Here is a 25,386-nt window from a genome sequence, read left to right on the forward strand (position 1 = left end):
AATACGGAACACCTATATATGTGCGGAATTGTCGGATACATCGGTAAGCGTGATGTCGCTCCCCTGCTCCTGGAGGGGCTGCAGCGGCTGGAATACCGCGGCTACGACTCGGCGGGCATCGTCGTCACCTCCCCGAAGGCGGCCGGCCTGAAGATGGTCAAGGCCAAGGGCCGGGTCCGGGACCTGGAGGCCAAGGTCCCGGCGCGCTTCAAGGGCACCACCGGTATCGCCCACACCCGCTGGGCCACCCACGGCGCCCCCTCCGACGTGAACGCCCACCCGCACATGTCCGCCGACCAGAAGGTCGCCCTCGTCCACAACGGCATCATCGACAACGCCGCCGACCTGCGCCGCAAGCTGGAGGCGGACGGCGTCGAGTTCCTCTCCGAGACCGACACCGAGGTCCTCGTCCACCTGATCGCCCGCTCCCAGGCGGAGACCCTGGAGGAGCGGGTCCGCCAGGCGCTGCGCCTGATCGAGGGCACCTACGGCATCGCGGTGATGCACGCCGACTTCCCCGAGCGCATCGTGGTGGCCCGCAACGGCTCCCCGGTCGTCCTCGGCATCGGCGACAAGGAGATGTTCGTCGCCTCCGACATCGCGGCCCTGGTGACCCACACCCGCCAGATAGTGACCCTGGACGACGGCGAGATGGCCACCCTCAAGGCCGACGACTTCCGGACATACACCACCGAGGGCACCCGGACGACGGCCGAGCCGACCACCGTGGAGTGGGAGGCCGAGTCGTACGACATGGGCGGCCACGACACCTACATGCACAAGGAGATCTCCGAGCAGCCCGACGCGGTCGACCGCGTGCTGCGCGGCCGGATCGACGACCGCTTCTCCACCGTGCACCTCGGCGGCCTCAACCTGGACGCCCGGGACGCGCGGGCCGTGCGCCGGGTGAAGATCCTCGGCTGCGGCACCTCGTACCACGCGGGCATGATCGGCGCCCAGATGATCGAGGAGCTGGCCCGGATCCCCGCGGACGCCGAGCCGGCCTCCGAGTTCCGCTACCGCAACCCGGTGGTCGACCCCGACACCCTGTACATCGCGGTCTCCCAGTCCGGTGAGACCTACGACGTGCTCGCCGCCGTCCAGGAGCTGAAGCGCAAGGGCGCGCGGGTGCTGGGCGTGGTGAACGTGGTCGGCTCGGCGATCGCCCGCGAGGCGGACGGCGGCATGTACGTGCACGCGGGCCCCGAGGTCTGCGTGGTGTCGACCAAGTGCTTCACCAACACGACGGTCGCCTTCGCGCTCCTCGCCCTGCATCTGGGCCGCACCCGCGACCTCTCGGTCCGGGACGGCAAGCGGGTCATCGAGGGCCTGCGCAAGCTGCCCGCGCAGATCGCCGAGATCCTCGACCAGGAGGCGGAGATCGAGAAGCTGGCGAAGGAGTACGCCGACGCCCGCTCGATGCTCTTCATCGGCCGCGTCCGGGGCTACCCGGTGGCCCGTGAGGCCTCCCTGAAGCTCAAGGAGGTCTCCTACATCCACGCGGAGGCCTACCCGGCGTCCGAGCTGAAGCACGGCCCGCTGGCCCTGATCGAGCCGGCCCTGCCCACGGTGGCGATCGTCCCCGACGACGACCTGCTGGAGAAGAACCGTGCGGCCCTGGAGGAGATCAAGGCCCGCAGCGGCAAGATCCTGGCGGTGGCCCACCAGCACCAGGAGAAGGCGGACCGCACGATCGTCGTCCCGAAGAACGAGGACGAGCTCGACCCCATCCTGATGGGCATCCCCCTCCAACTCCTCGCGTACCACACGGCGAAGGCGCTGGGCCGCGACATCGACAAGCCGCGGAACCTCGCGAAGTCCGTGACGGTGGAGTAGCGCCGCGTTCGACTGCGCGGGTGCGTCGTGGTTGCTCGCGCAGTTCCCCGCGCCCCCAAAGGGGCGCGGGGAACTGCGCGACAAGCCCCCACCGCCCCGCGGAGGCCGACGAAACCGAACGGACCCCCACGTGTGCCGTCAGGCCACGAAGGGGTCCGCTCATTGGATCGCCGGGGACGCCCAACTCCCCGGCGTCGGCTGCCCTATCAGCCGGTGGCCGTCACCCCCCGGCCGGCAGCCCGCCTCGGAAGGACCGTCGGCCAGTGCGCGAGCGCGGCCGTCGCGGCATACCAGGCCACCGCCCCCGCCGCCACGGCGACCCAGCCGCCCACCTTGACCAGCGAGGAGCTGTCGGCGAAGTTCGCGACAGCGAGCAGCAGCATCGACAGGAACAGCAGCGCGTGCAGGGCCTGTCCGAGCGTGTCGCCGCCCGCGAGGGTCAACGACAGCGCCACGAGGGCGAAGAGGAGCAGGAAGAGCCCGGCCGCGTTGGCCGAGGCGTTGGAGCCGGACGAGACGGCCCAGGTGAACCAGAGGGCACCGAGGGCCACATAACCCGTGCCGTTCACGGTGTCACGGTCACGGAAGGCCAGCAGGCCGACGAGGAAGAGGGCGACTCCGCCCACATAGTGGGCGACTGACACGGCGTCGGACGTGGTGACATCGTCGATCACGCCGGTGGTGCCGAGGCCGAACGCCAACAGGGTGATCCCCAGGGCGAGTCGGCCGGCCACGGTAGTGGTTCCGCTTCCCGCAGAGACGTCGTTGTCCACGGCGGGCTCCCTTCATGCTTTGTGCAGTTGTGCGCGGTGACCGGTATATGCCCTTCACAAGGGCACAAACACCTCTACGCACGAGTAGATTTACGCACGGCACAAAGGGGGCCGGACCGTACCCACGGCGCATCTCACCAGGGAGAACGGGGAGTTACGGAATGACAACGACAGGCCGCTTGGCCCGCTTGGCGAGTCTGCCCGCGACAGAGCCGAAGATCCGCCCGACGATCCCGTGGGTCGACCCCACGACGATCGCGTCGGCCTCGTACTCCCGCCCCACCTCTTCGAGTTCGTGGCAGATGTCTCCGCCGCGCTCGACGAGGATCCAGGGCACCTCCGCCAGATAGTCGGCGCAGGCGAGTTCGAGACCGAGCACCTCGGTGCGGTGGTCCGGTACGTCGACGAAGACGGGTGGCTCGCAGCCGGCCCACACGGTGGTCGGCAGTCGGTTGGCGACGTGGACGATGATCAGCCCTGCGCTGGAGCGGTGTGCCATCCCGATCGCATAGGCGAGGGCGCGCTCACTGGAGGTGGAACCGTCGAAGCCGACGACCACTCCGTGTTTGAAGGCGGGATCGCAGGAAGGGCGTGGCTCTTCCGCCGCCAGCGCATCGGCCGCCGTGGGGTCGGCGACCGGCCGCTTGCGGTCCGCTGGATCGAAGAATTCGTGACCGGCCATGGCTGTCTCGGCGTTGTGATCCTTTGTGGGAGGGACGACAGTGTGCGGCGGAGCTGTGTCCGGGAAACATCTTCCCAACCCCATACCCCCAAGGGTACGGCGGCACGCCTCCTCAGCCCAGATCCCGCGCACTCTCCGTAGGGGACCGTCCCCGGAGTCGGTTAGGGGTTCCAGGGAGCATGCACGAGCCGCGCCCGTAACGCAATGGTTGCTGCCCCGTACAGGCGGTTTGCGCAGGATTCGGACAGGAGCAGGGTCCACGCACGGTGACCGACCGCTCGAACACGCGTTGAACCCGGCGGCAGCACCACCAGGGGGCCGGCAGGAGCACAACACCGCCAGGGAGACCAGGGAGATACGCACATGTCCGGACCGCGCCCGAAACCCAACCCGCACTCCGCCCAGGACAGCGCGGGTGACGTCGTCCGCTGGGCCGCGTTCTCCTGTGTCCTCGTCCCCGTGGTGCTGCTCTGGTACGGCACCTCGCTGGCCGGCACCGCCGGCACCGCCCTCGGTCTCGCCGCCGTCACCGCCGTCTGCCGGTACCTGCTGCGCCGCTCGGAGCGCGGTACGCCATCACCTCACAGAGCACCCCATGGGACATCCCACGGCACACACCGCGGAGCACCGCACCGGGCGCCGCACCGGGCACCCCGCGGAGCAGTCCGTGGAGCGGCCCGTGGAGGCGGACGTCACACTAGGGGCACTCCACCGGTCGACTGACCGGTTTCCGCGCACGGGAACGCTTCTTTTCGGCCAACTTCCCGACCCTGTGCAAGTGGCGCCCCGACCACCCCCCAACCCCCGTTCCACCTGCACGGAAAGGGTCCAGGGGACCCTTCGCACCCTACGCGGTTTGGCCACAGCCACGAGGCGTACTTCCCTGCACGGCCCGTGAGTGCAACGCTTCGTGATCGAATGCTTCACGCCAAGTTGTCATGTCGACAATCTACGGCGTGTCGAACTGGTCAACGCGACACCGCGGAAACCAGTAGATTCGATCTTGACGTCTTACGGCGGGGGACTCGTGCAGGACCGAGGGGAAACGTGCAGGAGCGACACAACCGAGGAGCCGCGACCACCGAGGGGGGCTTAGCAGGATGAGCCACGACTCCACTGCCGCGCCGGAAGCCGCGGCCCGGAAACTCTCCGGGCGACGCCGCAAGGAGATCGTCGCGGTGCTGCTGTTCAGCGGCGGCCCCATCTTCGAGAGTTCCATACCGCTGTCGGTGTTCGGCATAGACCGCCAGGACGCCGGAGTACCGCGCTACCGACTGCTGGTGTGCGGTGGCGAGGAAGGCCCGCTGCGGACCACAGGGGGCCTGGAACTCACCGCGCCACATGGCCTGGAGGCGATCTCGCGCGCCGGCACGGTCGTCGTACCGGCCTGGCGTTCGATCACCGCGCCACCACCCGAAGAAGCGCTGGACGCGCTGCGCCGCGCCCATGAAGAAGGGGCCCGCATAGTCGGGCTGTGCACCGGCGCGTTCGTGCTGGCCGCCGCCGGACTGCTGGACGGCCGCCCGGCCACCACCCACTGGATGTACGCGCCGACGCTGGCCAAGCGCTATCCGTCGGTGCACGTCGACCCACGTGAACTCTTCGTGGACGACGGCGACGTCCTGACGTCCGCCGGTACGGCGGCCGGAATCGACCTCTGTCTCCACATCGTGCGGACGGACCACGGCAACGAGGCGGCCGGTGCGCTCGCCCGGCGCCTGGTGGTCCCCCCGCGCCGCTCGGGCGGTCAGGAGCGCTACCTCGATCGATCTTTACCAGAGGAGATCGGCGCCGACCCGCTCGCCGAGGTCGTCGCCTGGGCGCTGGAGCACCTCCACGAGCAGTTCGACGTGGAGACGCTGGCCGCGCGCGCGTACATGTCGCGCCGCACCTTCGACCGCCGTTTCCGCTCGCTGACGGGGTCGGCCCCGCTCCAGTGGCTGATCACGCAACGGGTCCTGCAGGCGCAGCGCCTGCTGGAGACGTCGGACTACTCGGTGGACGAGGTGGCGGGCCGCTGCGGCTTCCGCTCCCCCGTCGCCCTGCGCGGCCACTTCCGCCGCCAGCTGGGTTCGTCCCCGGCGGCGTACCGGGCCGCGTACCGGGCACGCCGTCCGCAGTCCGACCGCCCCGACACCCCGGAACCGGCACCGCTGCCGCCGACGGGCCCGCTGACGGTCCAGTACCCCGAGGGGGTACTCCCGATGCAGACCCGCAGGACAGCGGCGGTAGGCCTGTCGGCCAGCCTCCCGGGCCCCCGCACGGGCAGCTGACCCTCCCCCCGCCCACCCGACACCCTCGGGTGGGCGGGCCCAAGCCCCCTCGCCCACCCACCACCCGACTCGGTAGGGCAAGGGGCGAGGCAGAAAACAAGACCACCCGGCTGCCGCCACAGCCCGTCCGGCGTTTGAGGACGACGCCGGGGGCCGGTGAAGCGGCAGCCTTCGGAGGCGTCCGTGCTGTACCGGGGGCACCCAAACGCCGACGTCAGCTTTAGGGTGGTCGCATGAACGATCGCATGGTGTGGATCGACTGCGAGATGACCGGCCTCTCGCTGTCCGACGACGCGCTCATCGAGGTGGCCGCACTGGTCACCGACTCCGAGCTGAACGTGCTCGGCGAGGGCGTGGACATCGTCATCCGTCCGCCGGCCAAGGCACTGGAGACGATGCCGGAGGTGGTGCGGCAGATGCACACCTCGTCCGGCCTGCTCGACGAGCTGGCCGGCGGCACGACGCTCACCGAGGCCGAGGAGCAGGTCCTGGCCTATGTACGGGAGCACGTGAAGGAGCCCGGCAAGGCCCCGCTGTGCGGCAACTCCGTCGGCACCGACCGCGGCTTCCTGTCCCGGGACATGCCGGCCCTGGAGGGATACCTCCACTACCGGATCGTCGACGTGTCCAGCGTCAAGGAGCTGGCCCGGCGCTGGTATCCGCGGGCGTACTTCAACAGCCCGGAGAAGAACGGCAACCACCGCGCCCTCGCCGACATCCGCGAGTCGATCGCCGAACTGCGCTACTACCGCGAGGCCATCTTCGTACCCCAGCCCGGCCCGGACTCGGACACCGCGAAGACGATCGCGGCCAAGCACGTCCTGCCTGCGGAATAGGCGTTCGGGAGGCCCCCGCGGGCACTCCCGTAAAGCCGTGCGCGAGCACCCCTTCGGACCCTGTACACTTTTTCTCGGCCGGTCGGAGAAACCACAGAATCACCGCCGGTCGTGGTGGGTGTAGCTCAGCTGGTAGAGCACCTGGTTGTGGTCCAGGATGTCGCGGGTTCGAGTCCCGTCACTCACCCTTGCATGAGAGGCCCCTGATCTGCGGAAACGCAGATCAGGGGCCTCTTTCCGTCACCCGGTTTGACCGAACAGCGGCGCCCGGCACTGCGGTGAACAAGTCTCGTCCATGACGGCGCAGCGTTACCGGACGAGTCACCGGCGGAACCCATGGCTGCCTCAACTCCCGCCCACATCATGCGGGTTGTGCTCGGCCTCACGGGACGCGAACGCGTACGACGGCGGCGCCGATGCCGCGGTCCCGCCGGGGGGGGTGCGTCCTGCCGGCGACCCCAGCGCTCCCTCCGGTGGACGTCGTGATCTTCCGGCAGCGGACCGGCACCCTCACCGACAAGCGACCAAGGCCCACCCCGCACACCTGGCGCACCCTCCATTGTGGATTGACTATTCCACAAAGCGCGCTACGCTCTCCCCATGGCACGCATCAGGGAATTCGACACGGACCAGGCGATAGACCGCGCCATGGACCTGTTCTGGCGCCGAGGCTATGCCGAGACCTCCCTACAGGACCTGTTGAAGGAACTGTCGATAGGCAGCGGCAGCTTCTACGCGGCCTTCGGCTCGAAGGAACAGCTCTACATCCGCTCCCTCGACCGCTACATCTCCCTCCAGGGCGGCGAGCTGGAGACGACCCTCGACGAGACGCCCGGGATCCGGTTCGCGGTCCGCAAGGCGCTCACCTCCCTGATCGAGGCGGACCTGGCCGACCCCACACGTGGCTGCCTCGTGGTCAACACCGCCACGGAGTGCGGCGACCAGCCCTTGGCCGCGGACCGCGTCAACACCGCGATCCGGCAGATCGAGTCCTCGCTCGCCGGCGCCCTGGAGCGGGCACAGGCGCGTGGGGAGATCTCCCCCGAGAAGAACCCGGGTGAACTGGCCAGGTTCCTGACCACGTTCATCCAGGGGATCCGCATCGTCGGCGGAGCACGCATGGGGAGGGAGTTCATGGAGGACGCCCTGTCCACGGCGATGCGCGTACTGGACTGACACACCGCGGAAAACCCGCACAGCGCCCACATCCGCGGTTCGTCCTACCTTAATTATGTATTGATCAATCCAGAAAGGGACCGTCATGGAACTGCACCTCAAGGACAAGGTCGCCGTCGTCACCGGAGCCAGCAAGGGCATCGGCCTGGCCGTGGTCGAGAAGCTGGCCCACGAGGGCGTCAAGGTCGTGGCCGGCAGCCGCTCCTCCACTCCCGAGCTGGACGCCCTGGCGGCCGATCACGACGTCACGATCGTGCCGGTCGACCTGTCCACCAGAGAGGGGGCGGAGACCCTGATCCAGCAGGCCGTCGAGCGCCACCAGCGCCTGGACATCCTGGTCAACAACCTCGGTGCCGCCGAACCCCGCGAGTCGTTCCTCACGGTCGACGACGCCGACTGGCAGCGGATCTTCGACCTGACCTTCTTCAGCGCCGTCCGCGCCAGCCGCGCCGCCCTCCCCCATCTGATCGCAGCGGGTGACGCCGCCATCGTGAACATCAGCTCGATCAACGCCCGGCTGCCTTTCCCCATGGTGGTCGACTACTCGGCGGCCAAGGCCGCACTGACCAACCTCAACAAGTCCCTGTCCGAGGAGTTCGCGCCTCAGGGCGTGCGCGTCAACGCCATCGCCCCGGGCCCGGTCCGCACGCCGTTCTGGACCGCGCCGGGCGGCTTCGCCGACGCCACCGCCGCGGCCGCCGGGACCACTGCGCAGGAAGCGCTGGACGTCGTCGTGCCGCAGAGCATGGGCATCACGTCCGGACGAATCAGCGAGGCACACGAGATCGCCGACCTCACCCTGTTCCTCGCCTCCCCCCTCGCCGCGAACATCACCGGAACGGAGACCCTCATCGACGGCGGCCAGACCAAGACGCTCTGAGGCCTGTGGACGGCACCCGCACCTGGCAGCGGCAGCGCGACCGCCGCGACCGACCCCGCTACCCGCACCGCCGCGCGCCTTCTCCGCGTCGATGAACCGGTACTTCGGCGGGATTCAGGCGGGGTTCAGCAGGGGCTGCGCCAGCGGCCCAGGGCGAGCTGTTTGCGCATGGAGTCGAGGCCGAGGCGCTTGGCGATCGGGCAGAACGTGTGCTTGGGCACGCTGTACTCCACGTGGAAGACGGCCTTGTCCGCCTTGATGAAGGGACTCAGCGACGGGCATTCGTGGAACTCCGCGCATTGCTCGTTGACCGCGAAATCGAAGTCACGGACCAGGTCGGGGATCTGTTCCAGGTCGTTCTTGAGGCCGACCGCCATGCCCCGTTCGTGGACGAGGTCCGCGATCATGCGGTTGTAGGCGAGCTGGTCGGCGGCGGTCAGTGGGAAGCCGGTGTCGTTGGTGTAGCCGTCCGCGAGGTCGGGCTCGACGGCGTCGAAGCCCTTCGCCCGGCACATGTCGAACCGTGCGGCCATGATGGGGCGCAGCAGCGAGCGTCGGCGGATGTCGAGCCAGCGCTCGCCGCTCCAGCCGTCGGAGCGGCCGAGGACGGAGGCGGGGAAGGCCTTGCGGTCGGGGCGGAAGGACTCCCAGGCGCCGGCGTTGACGTAGCAGATGACTTTACGGCCGCTGCTGTGGAGGCGTCGTACGACGGCGGCGCTGTTCGTGAAACCGTCGATGTCGTAGACGGGGACGGCTACGCGGGGGTCGACGCGGCCGCTGAGCTGCCACTGCCAGGCCGTGCCGGGGCGCGGTTGCCAGCGTGCGGCCGACGTGTGTTCGCCAGGGATCCGGTCGGGGGTGCGGTCCGGGACGGTGGCGCACCCGGTGAGCAGTCCCGTGAGCACTGCCGTGAGCACTGCCGCGAATAACAGGGACACGGCTGACAGCAGAAGTGGCGGGCGGGTTGCGAACCTCATGTGGTTCCCCTCCTCACGGCGGGGGGCAGGGCGGCCCAGGGATTCGCGCCCGCACCCGGTACCGCGCAGTGGACGCCGGCTCGGCGGATCCGTGCGGTGCGGGCGGCGAGGTCGCACAGGCCGTCGGGGATGCCGTGGATCAGATGACAGAAGCGGGCCGGCGGGTGCGCCGCGGTCCAGGAGGGCGCAGCCGAGGTGAGGTAGGTCTGCCAGTCCCCTTCGAAGGTGACCAGCAGATCGGCGATGGAGGCGTAGCCGGGGTCAGGGTGGATTCCGGGGTTGAGCGTGACGGTGCCGGCGCCGTGGTCGCGGGCCTCGTCGGCCAGCGCGCGGTAGTACGGCAGCAGGCCGGCTTCGGCGCCGGCCTGATCGAGAAAGACGCCGTCGGTTCCGTACCAGCTGATGTGGTGGCGCAGTTCGTGGAGCACCGTCTGGTGGGGACGGGTGCCGTAGGCGGTGTCGACGTATCCGAGGACGCGTATGCCCGCCGCACGCAGGGCCCCGGCGGCGGCGGCGAAGGCCGGGTCGCGGGTCGCGCCGGGGCCGTCGGCGACGTTGAGGACGACGCCGTACAGCCGCGACGGGACCCGCGTCAGGGCCTGCCACGCCGCCGGGTCCACAGCGGGGTGGACGTACAGCGGAACAAGCAGTCGGCCGTGTGTCATGCCGGGGTCGGGGGCGGGATCGGGGGCGTGCCGGTGCGCGAGGTCCACAGGTCGGCGAGCGAGGTGGCGAGGGTGCGTTCGGGGTGCCAGCCGAGAGCTGCGGCGGCGGCCGTGATGTCCGCCTGCTGCCAGGAGACAGCTGACGAGCGCTGGGAACCGGTGCCGTTCTCGTCGATCCGGCCGTGGAATCCGCTGATCCGGGCCAGGCCTTCCGCGACCTTGCGGACCCGGGTGGCGCTGCCGCCGGCGATGTTGAGGATGCGGGGCAGCGGGCCGGGGGCGGTGGTGGCGAGGACGGCGGCACGGGCCACGTCCCGTGCGTCGACGAAGTCGCGGTACGCGGACAGGTCACCGACCCGCACCGCGCCGTCCGGCCCGGCGCGCAGCAGTTCGTCGGCGAGCCGGCCGGGCAGGCTGGTGCCGGGCGAGCCCGGCCCGAGGGGGTTGAACACCCGTAGGACGACGGCGTCCAGTGCGGCCTCGGCGACGGTCAGCGAACCCGCCAGTTTGGTGGCCCCGTACGCGCCCTGCGGGCAGGTGGCGGAGTCCTCGCCGAGCGGCTGCCCGGCGTTCGCGCCGTACTCGCCCGCGGAACCGAGGTGGACCAGGCGTACCGGGAGGTCGGCCGCGGTCAGGGCCTCGCACAGCACGGCGGGCCCCCGGGCGTTGGTCTCCGCCAGCAGAAGCGGGCCGCCTCCGACGGCTCCGGCGCAGTTGACGACGGCGTCCGGGGCCAGCGCGTGCAGGTCGGCGGCGAGAGCGGGGACGGTGGCGGTGGTGAGGTCGACCCGCAGGTCGGCGCCCGGGGAGCGGCCGGCGCGGAGCACCCGGACGCCGGAGAGGGCGCGCAGCTGCTCCGTGATGTGCCGGCCCAGGAACCCGGTGGACCCCAGAACGAGGACGCGCATCAGGTCACGCACCCTTCAGCAGCAGGTCGCGATGGGTGGTGAACTCGGCGTTCGCACGGTCGTAGTCGTCCGGGCGGCCGATGTCCAGCCAGTAGCCGTCGAACTCGTGGGCGGCCGGAGGGGTGCCGTCGCGGAGCAGGTCGAGGACGAGTTCGTCGAAGCCGAGCGGCAGGCCGGGGGTGTAGCCGTCCAGGGTGGACCGGGAGAGCCCGTAGACGCCCATGGACACCCGGTAGTCCAGGGTCGGCTTCTCGGTGAAGCCGACGACCTGCTTGCTGTCGGTGGTCAGGACGCCGAAGTCGATCCTGACCTTGCGGCAGTACGTGGCGATGGTCAGCGGCGCGCCGCCGGCCTGGTGACCGCGCAGGACGGCGCGGAAGTCCAGGTCGGTGAGGATGTCGCCGTTCATGACCAGGAAGTGCTCCGGCAGCCGGTCGAGCATGGTCAGCAGCGGGCCCATGGTGCCCAGCGGGCTGTCCTCGGTCGAGTAGTCGACGCGCATACCCCATTGGGAGCCGTCGCCGACGTAGGCGCGGATGATGTGGCCGAGGTGGCCGATGGCGATGGTGCAGCTGGTGAATCCCGAGTTGACGAGCTGCCGCATCACGATTTCCAGGATGGCGTGCTGGTCGCCGATGGGGACGAGCGGCTTGGGCAGGGCGGTGGTGTACGGGCGCAGCCGGACACCCTTGCCTCCGGCCAGAATGACTGCGTGCATGGCGGACTCCGTTGTCGGACGGTGGTCGGTGGTCGATGGCCTGAGACGAGCCGTCAGAGGTCGACGAGGCGTCAGGGGTTGACAAGGCGTCAGAGGCTGACAGGCGTCAGACGTTGTAGATGGCGGTCTTGTAGCGGGCCAGGTTCGCCGGGTCGGAGAAGAACCGGACGGTCTGCTCCAACCCCTCCTGGAGGCTGTGGGCCGGTGCCCAGCCGGTCGCGGCGCGCAGCCGGGAGGCGTCGCAGACCAGCCTCATCACCTCGGACGCGGCGGGCCGGATGCGCTGCGCGTCCTCGCGGACCTCGAGCTCGGCGCCCATGAGCTTGCCGACCAGCGTCACCAGGTCGCCGACCGAGATCTCGCCGCCCGTACCGGCGTTGAACGTCCTGCCGACGACCGCCTCGGCGGGAGCGGTGCCCACCGCGAGGAACGCCTGGGCGGTGTCCTTGACGAACATGAAGTCCCGGGTGGGCCGCAGGTCGCCCAGGGCGATGGTCCGCTCTCCGGCCGCCACCTGCCCGATGACGGTCGGGATCACCGCCCGCATGGACTGGCGCGGCCCGAAGGTGTTGAACGGCCGCAGGGTGACCACCGGGATGCCGAAGCTGGCGTAGTAGCCGTCGGCCAGCCGGTCGCCGCCCGCCTTGGAGGCGGAGTACGGGGACTGGGTGTTGATCGGGTGGTCCTCGGTGATGGGGACGGTCTGCGCGGTGCCGTACGTCTCGCTGGTGGAGGTGTGCACCATCCTGGGGATGCCGAGCCGGCGTACGGCTTCCAGCACGTTGAGCGTCCCGGTGACGTTGGTGGCCACATAACTGTGCGGCGCCTGGTAGGAGTACGGGATCGCGATCAGCGCGGCCAGGTGGTAGACCGCCTCGGTGCCGGTGAGCAGGTGCTGCACGGACCCGGCGTCGCGTACGTCGCCGAGTACGACCTCCACACTGTCCATCACGTCCTGCGGCAGGGTCTCCAGCCAGCCGTACGACGAGAAGGAGTTGTACTGGGCCATGGCGCGTACCCGGTGTCCTGACGCGACGAGCGCCTCCACCAGGTGCGAGCCGATGAATCCCTCGGCACCGGTTACTGCGACGGTTGTGGGAGCGGACGAGGTCACGGATCTGTCTCCTCTGAAGGTGAAGGTGAGGGTGAACCTGAATCTGAATCGGTGCGGCCAGGGCGTCGGGGCGTCATGAGGTCACGGGGTCACGGGGTCACGGGTCACCGGGATCTGGTCAGCGGTGGGCCGTGGTCCGGCCCATCCGGGTGCACGCGACCGCCAGCAGCACCGCCGTCGCGCAGCCGCAGGCCGCCAACTCGGCGGTCGCCGGGCTGAGCAGAGCCGATACCCGGCCGGTCCCGCCCGACAGGGCCGCCTCCGCCACGGCGGCGGCGAGGCAGGCCACGGCGGACGGCCAGGCGATTCCGGCCGCCTGCAGCAGCAGGGCGACCCAGAGCGCCGCGCCGAGGGCGAGCAGCGGCAGCGGCGGCACCCCGGTGACCAGTGCCGGGGCGGCGAGCACCGCGAGGTACTCGGTGAGGCACAGGGCGAGCACGCCGGCCGCCCGGAGCCGGAAGCCCCGAGGAGTCCGGCTGTGCCGCAGGGCGGTGAGTGTCAGGCTCCGGTAGCGGTAGAGCAACCACTCGGCCACGCCCATGCTCAGCGTCAGCACGACGGCGGCCGGCCTGCCCGCCGCCGGGGCCATCAGCGTCAGCGCCCCGGCTGCGAGGCCGAACAGCCCGTAGGGGACAGAGGCGGTGAGCCGGGCCGTGCCCGGTACCGAGGAGCTTGTGGTGCGCAGCGACCGTACGATCTCCCGTACCGCCGCCAGCACCGAAGCCGCGACGGTGACCAGCAGCAGCACGGCGACCGGCACCGGGCCGGGGCGCCACAGCGGTACGCAGGCCGCCCCGGCCGCCGTCGGTACGAGCGCGATCAGCAGGTGCTGTTCGCGTCCCAGCACGAGCAGTACCGTGGCCGCCGCCAGATAGAGCGCCTCTCCCGCCGCGAAGGCCGGGACGGCGCCCGCCCCCGAGACGGCCAGTGCGGTCGCCGCCGCTGCCGTCACCCCGGCCGGGGCCCCGAACAGCAGGCACCGCGCGGCTGCCCGCCGGCCTCCCGCGGCGAGCCGTACGTAGGCACGGTGGGCCAGTGCCTGGTTCCAGGCCCAGGCCACGAGTGCCGAGGCGGCGAGCCCGGTGACCCGGCCGGGCAGCAGTCCTGCGCCCAGCAGGTAGGCCAGCCCCGGCAGGCCGAACAGCATCCCGCGCAACAGGCACTGCCACGGGCTGGTCCGCCATGGGTCGGGCCCCGGTCCGGGGTCCGGGAATCGGCGCGGCACCCGGGCGTACAGCTCCTCCGCGACGGCGAACAGGTCCCGTCGCGCGTAGCGGGTGGTGATCTGTTCGTGCGTCAGCCCGTCGGACTCCAGCACCGCGGCGATCTCGTCCGGGTGAACGGCGGCCCCGCACACGTCCGCCAGCCGTTCGGCGAGCCCGTCGAGCGGGTCGTCGGCCCAGGTCGGTGGCTGCGGCGGGGTCGGCAGGCGCAGCAGCAAGGTTCGGTCGTCGCCGGGCCGGTTCACCACTCACCTCCGGCCCGTCGGGCGTGCGGCGCCGGGTCCTCGGCCAGGCGCGTCCGGGTCTCGGAGAGGTGCGTCCGGGTCTCGGAAAGGCGCGTCCGGTCCTCGCCCGCTGCCAGCGCGCCGTAGATCTCCCGGAAGGAGTCGATGGTGTGCCGGAGTGTGAACTGTTCGATCACCCTCAGACGCGCGGCCTCGCCCATCCGGGCCCGGCGGGCGGGTGCGCGCAGCAGTTCCAGGGCTGCCCGTGCCATCGCCTCCGGTTCGCGCGGCGGTACGACGAGTCCGGCGTCGCCCACCGCCTCGCGAACCCCGCCGACGTCGGTGGAGACGGTGGCCCGGCCGCACGACATGGCCTCGATGAGGGTGAAGGGGAAACCCTCGCTGATGCTGGAGAGCATGACCACGGTGCCCGCCGCGTAGGCGTCGCGGATGTCCTCCACCCGGCCCTCGAAGGCCACCGCTTCGGCGATGCCCAGGTCCCGGCCGAGAGCCTGGCAGCGTTCCCGGTAGGCCTGGCCGCCGCTGGGTGTGCCGCCGAACAGCCGCAACCGCACCTGGGGCATCTCCCGGCGTACCAGGGCGAAGGCCCGGATCAGCGTTTCCAGGTCCTTGATGGGATCGACCCGCCCCGCCCAGGTCAGCGTGGGGGTCTCCGGTTCCGGACCGGCGGGGGGAAAGGCCCCGGGGTCCACACCGTTGTAGACGGTACGGATCTTGTCGGGCGCGGTGCCGCCCCGTTCCTCCCAGCGTCGGTTGTAGTGGCTTCCCGGCGTGATGAGCGCGGCGCGGGCGTAGGTCTCCTGTGCCAGCAGCCGGAAGAAGCCGAGCAGCAGTGCCTTCACCGGCCAGTGGTATCCGCCGGCGCCGTAACCGAGGTAGCGCTCACGCAGGTAGACGCCGTGTTCGGTGAGCAGCAGGGGCGTGCCGTGCAGGTGCCGGGCCAGCAGTCCGGGGAGGGCCGCCAGTCCGCCGCTGACGGCGTGGGTGATGCCGTGCCTGGGTGGGGCGGCCGCCAGTGGGCGCAGGGCGTGTTCCAGCAGGTCGGTCGCGGTCAGTACGTCGTGCATGGTCGGCCGGGCGGCGCGGGTGGGTAGGTGCGGACGGTTCCAGACGCCGGCCAGGGTGCGTATCGCGGCCTCGGTGCGCAGCGCCGCCGTCAGTTCCCCGTTCCCGGCCCGTGCCGCGAGGCCGTACAGCCCTTCGGCGAAACGCTCCCGGGTGCTGGGGCCGGCCTGGGAGCCGGAACCAGGGCCGGGATCGAGGCGGGGATCCAGGAGTGCCAGCAGGAACATCTCGTAGGTGTCGAGGAAGCCCCGCAGCCGCCGGCCGCGTGGTGCGCGGCCGGTCGGCGTCGGTCCCCAGGTGGGTATGGAGACCACCTTGCTGACGTGCGCGGGCGTTTCCCAGGTGAGGGTCTCGCGGCCGTCACTGGTGACCGCGAGTATCTGGAAGTCCACGTCGGGTATGCCGTGGACCAGCTGATCGCACCAGACACTCACTCCGCCGTGGCTGTGCGGGTAGGTGCCCTCGGTGAGCATCGTGACGCGGGTCGCGCCGGTGTTGAGGGCCGCGATGGCCCTGGCCGAGCCGGATGGCGGTATGTCGCCGAATGCCGGCATGGTGCGGTCGGTCCCTGTCAAGGTCCCCGTATCCCCGTATCCCCGTGTCCCGTGGCGCCCGTTGGGCCCGCCGGGACGGTTGTGCCCGTCGTGCAGGTCGTGCCCGTTGATCACAGTCAGCGCTTGCGGCGGACGGTGTCGCCGGGGCCTGCCGGGACCGGGCCGGCCACACCACTGGGCACACGCAGCGCGGGCGCCGGTGCGGCTGCCTTCGCGGTACCGGTGGCGGTGGCGGTGGGGGCCGCGGGCGTGGCCTGTGTGGTCAGTTGCAGGGTGATCGAGGCCTGCAGCAAGCCGGGGGTGGTCCAGCCGGACAGCTGCCCGGCGTAGGCGGTGCCGAAGGCGGTGCTGCCGAGCAGCTGCTTCTGGGTGGTGCCGGCGGGCATGGTCGCGCTGGTCTGGGTGCCGCTGGGCGAGCTGATGGTGACCGTGTTGCCGATCCGGTAGGCGGTGACCTGGTTGTTCTTCACCGCGGCGGCCCAGGCGGCGCGGTTCTTCAGCTCGGTCCCGATGTCCTTCAGCCGCAGGTTGACCAGCGGGGTGTTGGCGGCGTAGAGGCTGGTGTAGTCGCCCAGGATCTTGTCCAGCACCGGGTAGGCGATGCGGTCCTCGGCGAGGTTCGACTGGTGCATGTACACCGGCCGGGGGTCGTTGGAAAGCACGTGCCCGAGGGCGATGCGGCTCTCCAGCGGGACGATGTACGACGTGTAGCCGGTCTGGGGGTCCAGCGGGGCGCTCAGGCAGGTGGTGGTCGAGGAGCCCTCGCAGATGCCGCTGCCGCCGTCGGCCTTGCTGGTGTAGATGTAGTTGTACTCGTCCACTTCCTCGGTCGAGTGGCCCGCGTTGTAGTAGACGTTCATCGGGAAACGCGGCACGGTGAGGGCGGAGCCGATCTGGCGCTGCTGTGGGTCCCGGGAGTTGTCGCTGGCCAGCCACTTCACTCCGGTGGCGTTGAGGGACGGGGCCAGGTTGGGGTTGTCGTCGGGCTGCTGCGGCAGCACCTTCATCCCGGAGTGCTCACCGGTGACCAGTTCCGTGTTGTCGAGGGCGAGGCCCTTGCCGCCGGCCCAGGTGCGGTTCTGGGTGATCTGCGAGGTGATGTCGGCCTGGCTGACCCACTGGATCTTCCCGCTTGCGTCGGTGGAGCACTTCCACGGCACCACGCTGACGTCCTGGACACAGCCCAGGAACGGGTGCTGGTAGGTGTGGTTGACCCAGCGGAAGGCGCTCTTGTCGGCGATGAGCCGGTCCGCCGTCGGGTCGGCGCCACCGTGTTCCGCCTTGTAGTCCTCGCTGCCGCCGCCGTTGAACACCATGTCCAGAGTGAGTCCGTGGTCGGCGGACCACTGCTTGGCGTACTGGGCGTCCGCCGCCGTCATCCGGATCGGGTCGGGGGTGGCGCCCTCGCCCGGGGTGCAGTCCACGTCTCCGGGGGTGCAGTTGAGCGAGGTGTTCCACCGGTCGTCGCCGAGGAAGACATCGTCGACGTGGACCGCGAAGTAGTTGCGGTCGGCGCCCAGGTGGATGCCCTGGGTCAGCCACTCGACGATGCCTCGGGTGAGCAGCCGGTACTGCTCCTGGTACTGGTTGTAGACGAAGTTGACGACCAGTTCCCGGCGCCCGTCGTGGGCGTACTCGCCGACGAGCGAGCCGCGCGCGGAGCTGCCCGGGATCGGGGCGTCCACATAGCTGGTGAACGTGGCCCCGGCCTGCTGTTGGGCGAGCGGCACGGCCAGATAGCCGTAGCTCTCGGACACGTCGGGCGCGTTGTCCTCGAAGGGGACGTTCCCGCCGAGGTAGCCGAAGGGTCCGGCCTTCCCGGCGGACGTCACCTGGGCGGTGGTGCCGTCGAGCGAGCCGATGTACCCGGGCGCCTGCGCGTAGTTCAGCCCGACCTCGGGCCTGGCGTAGGTGTAGGCGTCGGCCTGCCGGATGCCGAAGGTCTGCTCGAAGGTCGCCAGGGCCGCCATCTCGGCGGAGCCGGCTCCGAACGGGTTGTCGTTCGGCAGCACGACGGCCTGGTACTTGGCCCTGGGACGGCCGCTGACGGTATCGCTGAGGAAGGCGGCGTTGATCTGCGGCCGCCCGCTGTCGGCCAGGTTGACCCTGGTGTACGGGGTACCTGCCGACTCGAGTTCGGCGGTGATGGCCCCGGTGGCCGGACCCCCGTCGTCGACGACGAGCACCTTCAGGTCGATCCTCGGCTCCAGCGTGGCTGCTTTCGCCGCTATGGGCGACGTGACGAGCGCGAGCGCGGCAGCGCTGCCGCACACACCGGATTTCAACAGCATGCGACGCATGATGAACTCCCCCCAGCGCCGCGGGTCAGCGCGGCGCGGCATAACAGTGGATTCAGATACCGATCAGATGCGGATCAGACAGTGATAGAAATTGCGCAGGCTTGCTTACTTGCGGGCACGACCGTGCCGGCAGTGAATACAACCGCGTATGCGTGAATCCCCCGATCCCCGCGCCCCCCATCGCCCAGAGGTATATCACCTCCCGGCCTGCCGTCGAGGCTTATCGCCTGTTACATCACAGACGCGCATGAGCCCGTCCGACGGAATCACGGAGCGTGCGATTATGCCCCGCCGCATGAGTGAACGATCAAGAATATACGCAGCTCAGGGCGCTCATTCGGCACGCAATCGAAGCGCCGGCAAAAGCGCCGGAACCCCACCCGGGACTTCGCCGACCGGCCACTAATAGGATCACCCGATGGTGCGATTCCAACGAGACGACCGTACGGATTATCCACGCATCCGCTAAACGACCCTGCACCCTGGATCCGGGCCAGATCCCTCAGGCGGTGCACCCCATCGACGGCGACGCGCCGAAGCGGGCGGCCGTCACACGCACGGCGAGGTCTGGACAAGACTTGTCTGCGCGGTCGCGGTCCTCGGGGGGCTTTACGTGGTAATGGCGGTCAACGACTAAGCCAGGGCGGCCAGCGCACAGCCCAGCGCTCCCGCGGTTCCGGCGATCGCCGCCCGGCCGAACCGCGCTGCCCGTCCGGACCTCCGGACCGCGTCCCGGTAGTCGCTGTCGTCGTACCAGTCGCGATCGGTCACGGGCACCCCCTGCTGGACGCCGAACAACGTGGCCGTCCCGGCCCGAAACGACAGCGGCCCGCCGACCGGGCGTGATCGTCCGGACAGATCCTACGAGGAGGCGCGTGTCACCAGCTCCGTCGGGAGCAGCGCGTGCCGGCGCTCCAGGCCCCGGGAGACGGCCGGGCGGCGGTCGGCGATCTCCGCGAGGAGGAGGTCGATCATCGCGCGGCCCATCTCCTCGATGGGCTGGCGGACGCTGGTGAGCGGCGGGTCCATGTGGCGGGCGATGGCCGAGTCGTCGTACCCGACCAGCGCCACGTCGTCGGGGATACGGCGGCCCAGCTCGCGCAGCACCTGGCGGGCGCCCGCCGCCATCACGTCCGAGCCGGCGAAGACGGCGTCCAGGTCGGGGCGCCGCTCCAGCAGCAGGGTCATGGCCCGACGGCCGCCCTCCTCGGTGAAGTCGCCGGGGACGACAAGGAGTTCGTCCACCTCCCGGCCCGCGTCCCGCAGGGCGTCGCGATAGCCGTCGACGCGGCACTGGGCGCCGTACACGTCCAGGCGGCCGGTGATGTGCGCGATCGTCCGGCGGCCGCCTGCCAGCAGGTGCTCGACGGCGGAGCGGCCGCCGCCGTAGTTGTCGGAGTCGACGGAGGTCAGCGTCTCGGCGGCGGAGCGCGGGCCGCTGATCACGGCGGGGATCTCCAGCTGGGCGAGGAGGTCGGGCAACGGGTCGTCGGCGTGCACGGACACAAGGAGGACGCCGTCCACCCGGTGGGCCGCGAGGTACTGGGCGAGCCGGTCCCGCTCCCGGTCGCTGCCGGCGAAGATCAGCAGCAACTGCATCTCGGTTTCGGAGAGTTCGGCGCCGACACCGCGGAGCATGTCCGAGAAGTAGGGTTCCGCGAAGAACCGGGTCTCCGGCTCGGGGACGACCAGGGCGATGGCGTCGGTACGGTTGGCCGCGAGGGCCCGGGCGGCGGTGTTCGGTACGTAGCCCAGTTCGGCGACCGCGGCCTCCACGGCGGCCCGGGTGGCGTCGCTGACCCGGGGCGAGCCGTTGATCACCCGCGACACGGTTCCCCGCCCCACCCCGGCCCGGGCGGCGACCTCTTCGAGGGTGGGCCGACCACCACTACGCCCCCGCGCTCCGTGGCTTGCCATGGGCTCCGCCCTTCTCACCGCGTTCTTGTTGCCGGCCTGGAATGTAACAGCCCCGCCTTTCGGGACGACCGCTCCCGGGGGCTGCCGCCACCAGCCCCGCTCCGGCCCGTACGCCCCCCACCTACGGACACCGGCCGGCCTTCAGGCGTCGTCGCCGCCCCGCCGCCCCCGGCCCCCAACCGCCGTTAGCTAACAGCCGGATAACCGAACACATCCCTCCGCGCCCGCTCCCTTGACACCCCGCCCCGAACCGACGACTCTTCAACACATCACCGGTGGGAGCGCTCCCACAGTACCTGACTCATACACATCCCGCACGTTCCCCGCCCGAGCCGCAGCGAGAAACACACGGGCCCAACAGTGCAGTTGGCCGGGGGGTCGGCACGTCAGGGCAACAGGAGGACGTAATGCGAGCACGTACCCGAACCGCCTCCCGCAAGGCGGTAATCCTGGCGGCCGTCGTGTCGCTGGGAGGAGCGTTGCTGGCCGGCTGTGCCGACGACAGTGGTGGCGGCAGTGACGACACCAGTGGCGGCGGCAAGGGCAAGACGACGATCACACTCGGCCTGTTCGGCACGTTCGGCTTCAAGGAGGCCGGGCTCTACAAGGAGTACGAGAAGCTCCACCCGAACATCACCATCAAGGACACCTCGGTCGAGCAGAACGCGAACTACTACCCGGCGCTGGTCAACCACCTGACCACCAACAGCGGTCTGATGGACGTCCAGGCGGTCGAAGTCAGCAACATCGCCGAGGTCACCAGCACCTTCGCCGACAAGCTGGAGGACCTGTCCAAGGTCAACGGCGTCTCGGAGAGCAACTGGCTGGACTGGAAGTGGAAGCAGGCCACGACCAGCGGCGGCCAGACCATCGGGCTCGGCACCGACGTCGGTCCGCTCGGCATCTGCTACCGCAAGGACCTCTTCCAGAAGGCCGGTCTGCCCACCGACCGCGACGCGGTGAGCAAGCTGTGGGCGGGCAGCTGGGACAAGTTCGTCCAGGTCGGCGAGAACTACAAGAAGAAGGCGCCCTCCGGAACCACCTTCATGGACTCCCCCGGTGGTCTCCTGAACGCGATCCTGTCCAGTGAGAGCACCAAGTTCTACGACTCCTCCGGCAAGATCATCTACAAGACGAACCCCGCCGTGAAGACCGCCTTCGACACGACCGCGAAGGCCGCGCAGGAAGGACTGGTCCAGGCGCAGACCCAGTTCCAGCCGTCCTGGAACAGCACGATCGCCAACAACAAGTTCGCGGCGATCTCCTGCCCGCCCTGGATGCTCGGCTACATCAAGGGCCAGTCGAAGGCGGACGCGGCCGGCAAGTGGGACGTGGCCCAGGCACCGAAGGCCGGCAACTGGGGCGGGTCCTTCCTGACCGTGCCCAAGAGCGGCAAGAACGTCGCGGAGGCCGAGAAGCTGGTCGCCTGGCTGACCGCACCCGAACAGCAGGCCAAGCTCTTCAGCGTGCAGGGCTCCTTCCCGAGCGCGCCGTCGACCTACACCTCGGCGGCGGTGACCGGCGCCAAGAACGACATGACCGGTGACGCCCCGATCGGCACGATCTTCGCCGAGGCCGCCAAGAGCAGCCCGGTGCAGGTCATCGGCCCGAAGGACCAGATCATCCAGGACGGTCTGGCCAACAACGGCGTCGTCCTCGTCACCAAGGGCAAGTCGGCCGCGGAGGCGTGGAACACAGCGGTCAAGACCATCGACAACAGCCTGGACAAGTGACCGCCATGGCCACCCGGCACGACACCGCCGCCCCCCTCGCGCAGGAGGGGGGCGCGGCCCCGGTCCACCCGCCCGCCGCTCCCACGGAGGCGGAGCTGCGGCGCCGCACCCGTCTCTCGCGCCGCTGGCAGCGGGACATCAAGTGGAGCCCGTACGGCTTCATCTCGCCGTTCTTCCTGCTCTTCGTCGCCTTCGGGCTCTTCCCGCTCATCTACACGGGCTGGGCCTCGCTGCACACGGTGGAGCTGACCGCGCCCACCGACATGCAGTGGGCCGGGCTGCACAACTACACCCGGATCTTCGGCGACGACTTCTTCTGGAACGCGGCCCGGAACACCCTGACCATCGGGATCATCTCGACGGTTCCGCAGCTGCTGATGGCGATGGGGCTCGCCCACCTCCTCAACTACAAGCTGCGTGCCTCGATCTTCTACCGGGTCGTGATGCTGGCGCCGTACGCCACGTCGATCGCGGCCGCCTCCCTGGTCTTCGTGCTGCTGTTCGGCCGCGACTACGGCATGATCAACTGGGCGCTGCACTTCTTCGGCGTCGGCCACATCGACTGGCAGAACGACAAGTGGCCGTCCCAGATAGCGGTGTCGACGATCGTGATCTGGCGCTGGACCGGCTACAACGCGCTGATCTACCTGGCCGCGATGCAGGCGATCCCGCAGGACCTGTACGAGTCGGCGGCCCTGGACGGCGCCTCGCGCTGGCAGCAGTTCTTCCATGTGACGCTGCCGCAGCTGCGTCCGACGATCCTGTTCACCTGTGTCGTCTCCACCATCGGGGCGAGCCAGCTGTTCGGCGAGCCGCTGATCTTCGACGCCAACAAGGGGGCTTCGGGCGGCGCGGAGCACCAGTTCCAGACGCTCGGCCTGTACCTGTACGAGCAGGGCTGGGTGAACCAGCACCTGGGCCGTGCCTCCGCCATCGCCTGGACGATGTTCCTGATCCTCATCGTGATCGGGCTCGTCAACTACGTCATCTCGCGCCGGCTGCGCGCCAGTAGTTAGGAGACCGGCCGTGACGACGACAACCCTGACCACCACCCCGTCCGACGCCGAGCCCAAGCGGGTGCGGCGCCCGAAGTCCGCGCGCGCCGGCGGCACCATGCACGCGGGCCCGATCGCCTACACGGTCCTCGTGCTGTTCTCCATCGGCTCGCTGTTCCCGCTGGTGTGGACGGCGATCGCCGCCTCCCGGAACAACAACCGGCTGGCGGAGACCCCGCCGCCGTTCTGGTTCGGCGGGAACCTCTTCCACAACCTCGACGTCGCCTGGACCGAGGCCAACCTCGGCAAGGCGTTCCTCAACACCACGATCGTGGCGGGGACTTCCGCGGTGACCATCGTCGCGTTGTCGACGATCGCCGGGTTCGCCTTCGCCAAGCTGCGCTTCCGGGGCCGTAACATCCTGATGCTGATGGTGATCGGCACGATGATGGTGCCGCCGCAGCTCAGCATCATCCCGCTCTACATGATGGTCGCCAAGCTGAACTGGGCGGACCAGTTGCAGGCGGTGATCTTCCCGTCCCTGGTGAGCGCGTTCGGCGTGTTCTTCATGCGGCAGTACCTCATCCAGGCGCTGCCGGACGAGCTGATCGAGGCGGCCCGAGTGGACGGCGCGAGCAGCTGGCGGGTGGTGTGGCACGTGGTGTTCCCGGCGGCGCGCCCGGCGATGGCGGTGCTCGGCATGCTGATGTTCGTCCAGGCCTGGAACGACTTCCTGTGGCCGTTCCTGGTCCTGACGCAGACCGGCAACCCGACCGTGCAGGTCGCCCTGGCGGGCCTGGGCCGCGGTTACACCCCCGACCAGTCCCTGATCATGGCGGGCGCGCTGCTGGGCACGCTGCCGTTGCTGCTCGTCTTCGCGATCTTCGGCAAGCAGATCGTGGGCGGCATCATGCAGGGCGCGGTGAAGGGCTGACCGCCCGCGGAACGAAGGGGGCCGGGTCACCGCCGTCCCGGCCCCTCCGCACCTCCCGCCACTCCCTCTGTCCCTTCGTCTACCCGTCGGTCTCCACGACCTCCTATGGGAGCGCTTCCATGCCTGAACCCATGACTTCCGTGACCTTTCCTCCCGCCTTCCTCTGGGGCGCCGCGACCTCCGCGTACCAGATCGAGGGGGCGGTGCGGGAGGACGGCCGCACCCCCTCGATCTGGGACACCTTCAGCCATACGCCGGGCAGGACGGCCGGCGGCGAGACCGGTGACATCGCTGTCGACCACTACCACCGCTACCGCGACGACGTGGCGCTGATGGCGGACCTGGGTCTGAACGCCTACCGGTTCTCGGTCTCCTGGTCGCGTGTCCAGCCGACCGGACGCGGCCCGGCGGTCCAGGTCGGCCTGGACTTCTACCGCCGGCTGGTCGACGAGCTGCTGGCCAAGGGCATCAAGCCCGCCGTCACCCTCTACCACTGGGACCTGCCGCAGGAGCTGGAGGACGCGGGCGGCTGGCCGGAGCGGGACACGGCGTACCGGTTCGCCGAGTACGCCCAGATCCTCGGCGAGGCGCTCGGCGACCGCGTAGAGCAGTGGATCACCCTCAACGAGCCCTGGTGCAGCGCCTTTCTGGGCTACGGCTCCGGGGTGCACGCCCCCGGCCGTACCGACCCGGCGGCCACCCTGCGCGCAGCCCACCACCTCAACCTCGCGCACGGCCTCGCCACGTCGGCGCTGCGTACGGCGATGCCGGCCCGCAACCAGATCGCGATCAGCCTCAACTCCTCCGTCGTACGGCCCCTTTCGCAGGACCCGGCCGACCTGGCGGCGGTCCGGACCATCGACGACCTGGCCAACGGCGTCTTCCACGGCCCGATCCTGCACGGCGCCTACCCCCGGTCGCTGTTCGCGGCGACGGCGTCGGTGACCGACTGGTCGTACGTCCTGGACGGCGACCTCGCCGCCATCCAGCAGCCGCTGGACGCCCTCGGGCTGAACTACTACACGCCCACCCTGGTGTCGGCGGCGTCCGGCTCGGTGACCGGCCCGCGGTCGGACGGCCACGGCGCGAGCGCCCACTCCCCCTGGCCGGGCGCCGACGACATCGCCTTCCACCAGACCCCCGGCGAGCGCACCGAGATGGGCTGGACCATCGACCCGAGCGGCCTGCACGACCTGATCATGCGGTACACCGCCGAGGCCCCGGGCCTGCCCCTCTACATCACCGAGAACGGCGCGGCCTACGACGACAAGCCCGACCCCGACGGCCGGGTCCACGACCCGGAGCGCATCGCCTATCTGCACGGCCACCTCTCGGCGGTGCGCCGCGCGATCACCGACGGCGCGGACGTGCGGGGCTACTACCTGTGGTCCCTGATGGACAACTTCGAGTGGGCGTACGGCTACGACAAGAGGTTCGGGGCGGTGTACGTCGACTACGCGACCCTCGCCCGCACCCCGAAGTCGAGCGCCCACTGGTACGCGGAGGCGGCCCGCACGGGAACCCTGCCGCCGGCCCGGCCGGCGGCCTGAGACCGGGGGCGCGGTCCAGGGGGTACCGCGCC

The 25,386-nt window shown here is 70.1% G+C and carries 21 protein-coding genes and 1 tRNA gene; 10 read left to right on the forward strand and 12 right to left on the reverse strand.

Going from position 1 to position 25,386, the window contains the following annotated elements:
- Nucleotides 1-18: 18 nt before the first annotated feature.
- Complete coding sequence (gene glmS, locus ACZ5K7_RS04615; protein ID WP_351700801.1) at nucleotides 19-1,836, forward strand: glutamine--fructose-6-phosphate transaminase (isomerizing); 1,818 nt, start codon at nucleotides 19-21, stop codon at nucleotides 1,834-1,836.
- A 206-nt stretch (nucleotides 1,837-2,042) separates the two neighbouring features.
- Here glmS and ACZ5K7_RS04620 read toward each other — a convergent pair whose 3' ends face one another.
- Together ACZ5K7_RS04620 and ACZ5K7_RS04625 are read right to left on the reverse strand one after the other, a co-directional pair.
- The gene (locus ACZ5K7_RS04620; RefSeq protein ID WP_351700804.1) at nucleotides 2,043-2,609 is read right to left on the reverse strand and encodes a GPR1/FUN34/YaaH family transporter; all 567 of its coding nucleotides are present in this window, start codon (nucleotides 2,607-2,609) and stop codon (nucleotides 2,043-2,045) included.
- A 154-nt stretch (nucleotides 2,610-2,763) separates the two neighbouring features.
- Entirely contained in the window at nucleotides 2,764-3,291 is a 528-nt protein-coding gene (locus tag ACZ5K7_RS04625; RefSeq protein WP_351700807.1) for a universal stress protein, read from the reverse strand.
- Nucleotides 3,292-4,391: 1,100 nt separating this feature from the next.
- On the opposite strand from ACZ5K7_RS04625, the gene ACZ5K7_RS04630 reads away from it, so the two are divergent.
- The 5 genes from ACZ5K7_RS04630 (at nucleotide 4,392) to ACZ5K7_RS04650 (ending at nucleotide 8,456) form a co-directional block, all read left to right on the forward strand.
- Nucleotides 4,392-5,564 (forward strand): helix-turn-helix domain-containing protein, encoded by a 1,173-nt coding sequence (locus tag ACZ5K7_RS04630; protein ID WP_351700813.1) that lies wholly within the window; start codon nucleotides 4,392-4,394, stop codon nucleotides 5,562-5,564.
- 233 nt (nucleotides 5,565-5,797) lie between these two features.
- Nucleotides 5,798-6,400, forward strand: a complete 603-nt coding sequence (gene orn, locus ACZ5K7_RS04635) for an oligoribonuclease (protein WP_351700816.1) — start codon at nucleotides 5,798-5,800, stop codon at nucleotides 6,398-6,400.
- Between the two features lie 114 nt (nucleotides 6,401-6,514).
- Nucleotides 6,515-6,587: transfer RNA gene (locus tag ACZ5K7_RS04640), tRNA-His, on the forward strand.
- Between the two features lie 413 nt (nucleotides 6,588-7,000).
- Nucleotides 7,001-7,576: a TetR/AcrR family transcriptional regulator gene (locus ACZ5K7_RS04645; RefSeq protein ID WP_468910359.1), complete on the forward strand. Its 576-nt coding sequence runs from the start codon at nucleotides 7,001-7,003 to the stop codon at nucleotides 7,574-7,576.
- 85 nt (nucleotides 7,577-7,661) lie between these two features.
- On the forward strand, nucleotides 7,662-8,456 hold the full coding sequence (locus ACZ5K7_RS04650; protein ID WP_468910361.1) for an SDR family NAD(P)-dependent oxidoreductase: 795 nt from the start codon (nucleotides 7,662-7,664) through the stop codon (nucleotides 8,454-8,456).
- Nucleotides 8,457-8,581: 125 nt separating this feature from the next.
- On the opposite strand, the gene ACZ5K7_RS04655 is transcribed toward ACZ5K7_RS04650, so the two are convergent.
- The 10 genes from ACZ5K7_RS04655 to ACZ5K7_RS04700 all read right to left on the reverse strand — a co-directional run bounded on the left by ACZ5K7_RS04655 (nucleotide 8,582) and on the right by ACZ5K7_RS04700 (nucleotide 20,142).
- On the reverse strand, nucleotides 8,582-9,433 hold the full coding sequence (locus ACZ5K7_RS04655) for an endo alpha-1,4 polygalactosaminidase (protein WP_468910364.1): 852 nt from the start codon (nucleotides 9,431-9,433) through the stop codon (nucleotides 8,582-8,584).
- The gene (locus tag ACZ5K7_RS04660) at nucleotides 9,430-10,098 is read right to left on the reverse strand and encodes a spherulation-specific family 4 protein (RefSeq protein WP_468910367.1); all 669 of its coding nucleotides are present in this window, start codon (nucleotides 10,096-10,098) and stop codon (nucleotides 9,430-9,432) included. The genes ACZ5K7_RS04655 and ACZ5K7_RS04660 overlap by 4 nt, the downstream gene beginning before the upstream one ends.
- Nucleotides 10,095-11,006, reverse strand: a complete 912-nt coding sequence (locus tag ACZ5K7_RS04665) for an NAD-dependent epimerase/dehydratase family protein (RefSeq protein ID WP_351700831.1) — start codon at nucleotides 11,004-11,006, stop codon at nucleotides 10,095-10,097. The genes ACZ5K7_RS04660 and ACZ5K7_RS04665 overlap by 4 nt, the downstream gene beginning before the upstream one ends.
- 4 nt (nucleotides 11,007-11,010) lie before the next feature.
- Nucleotides 11,011-11,724 (reverse strand): nucleotidyltransferase family protein, encoded by a 714-nt coding sequence (locus ACZ5K7_RS04670; RefSeq protein ID WP_351700834.1) that lies wholly within the window; start codon nucleotides 11,722-11,724, stop codon nucleotides 11,011-11,013.
- Between the two features lie 106 nt (nucleotides 11,725-11,830).
- Nucleotides 11,831-12,838, reverse strand: a complete 1,008-nt coding sequence (locus ACZ5K7_RS04675; protein WP_351700837.1) for an SDR family NAD(P)-dependent oxidoreductase — start codon at nucleotides 12,836-12,838, stop codon at nucleotides 11,831-11,833.
- A 118-nt stretch (nucleotides 12,839-12,956) separates the two neighbouring features.
- A complete protein-coding gene (locus ACZ5K7_RS04680) occupies nucleotides 12,957-14,306 on the reverse strand; it encodes a hypothetical protein (protein ID WP_468910372.1) in 1,350 nt (449 codons plus the stop codon).
- Complete coding sequence (pelF, locus tag ACZ5K7_RS04685; RefSeq protein WP_468910374.1) at nucleotides 14,303-15,925, reverse strand: GT4 family glycosyltransferase PelF; 1,623 nt, start codon at nucleotides 15,923-15,925, stop codon at nucleotides 14,303-14,305. Before pelF ends, ACZ5K7_RS04680 begins: the two co-directional genes overlap by 4 nt.
- Nucleotides 15,926-16,041: 116 nt before the next feature.
- Nucleotides 16,042-18,225: a hypothetical protein gene (locus ACZ5K7_RS04690; protein ID WP_468910377.1), complete on the reverse strand. Its 2,184-nt coding sequence runs from the start codon at nucleotides 18,223-18,225 to the stop codon at nucleotides 16,042-16,044.
- A gap of 633 nt (nucleotides 18,226-18,858) precedes the next feature.
- Complete coding sequence (locus ACZ5K7_RS04695) at nucleotides 18,859-18,996, reverse strand: hypothetical protein (protein ID WP_468910380.1); 138 nt, start codon at nucleotides 18,994-18,996, stop codon at nucleotides 18,859-18,861.
- Between the two features lie 90 nt (nucleotides 18,997-19,086).
- Nucleotides 19,087-20,142, reverse strand: a complete 1,056-nt coding sequence (locus tag ACZ5K7_RS04700) for a LacI family DNA-binding transcriptional regulator (RefSeq protein ID WP_351700847.1) — start codon at nucleotides 20,140-20,142, stop codon at nucleotides 19,087-19,089.
- Nucleotides 20,143-20,549: 407 nt separating this feature from the next.
- Here ACZ5K7_RS04700 and ACZ5K7_RS04705 point away from each other — a divergent pair, with 407 nt between their 5' ends.
- The 4 genes from ACZ5K7_RS04705 (at nucleotide 20,550) to ACZ5K7_RS04720 (ending at nucleotide 25,354) form a co-directional block, all read left to right on the forward strand.
- Nucleotides 20,550-21,875: an ABC transporter substrate-binding protein gene (locus ACZ5K7_RS04705; protein ID WP_351700850.1), complete on the forward strand. Its 1,326-nt coding sequence runs from the start codon at nucleotides 20,550-20,552 to the stop codon at nucleotides 21,873-21,875.
- Between the two features lie 5 nt (nucleotides 21,876-21,880).
- Entirely contained in the window at nucleotides 21,881-22,891 is a 1,011-nt protein-coding gene (locus ACZ5K7_RS04710) for a carbohydrate ABC transporter permease (RefSeq protein WP_351701548.1), read from the forward strand.
- Nucleotides 22,892-22,901: 10 nt separating this feature from the next.
- A complete protein-coding gene (locus ACZ5K7_RS04715) occupies nucleotides 22,902-23,804 on the forward strand; it encodes a carbohydrate ABC transporter permease (RefSeq protein ID WP_351700853.1) in 903 nt (300 codons plus the stop codon).
- A 131-nt stretch (nucleotides 23,805-23,935) separates the two neighbouring features.
- Nucleotides 23,936-25,354, forward strand: a complete 1,419-nt coding sequence (locus ACZ5K7_RS04720; RefSeq protein ID WP_468910384.1) for a GH1 family beta-glucosidase — start codon at nucleotides 23,936-23,938, stop codon at nucleotides 25,352-25,354.
- The last annotated feature ends 32 nt before the right edge of the window (nucleotides 25,355-25,386 follow it).

Source organism: Streptomyces sp. NPDC031497, assembly GCF_055580905.1.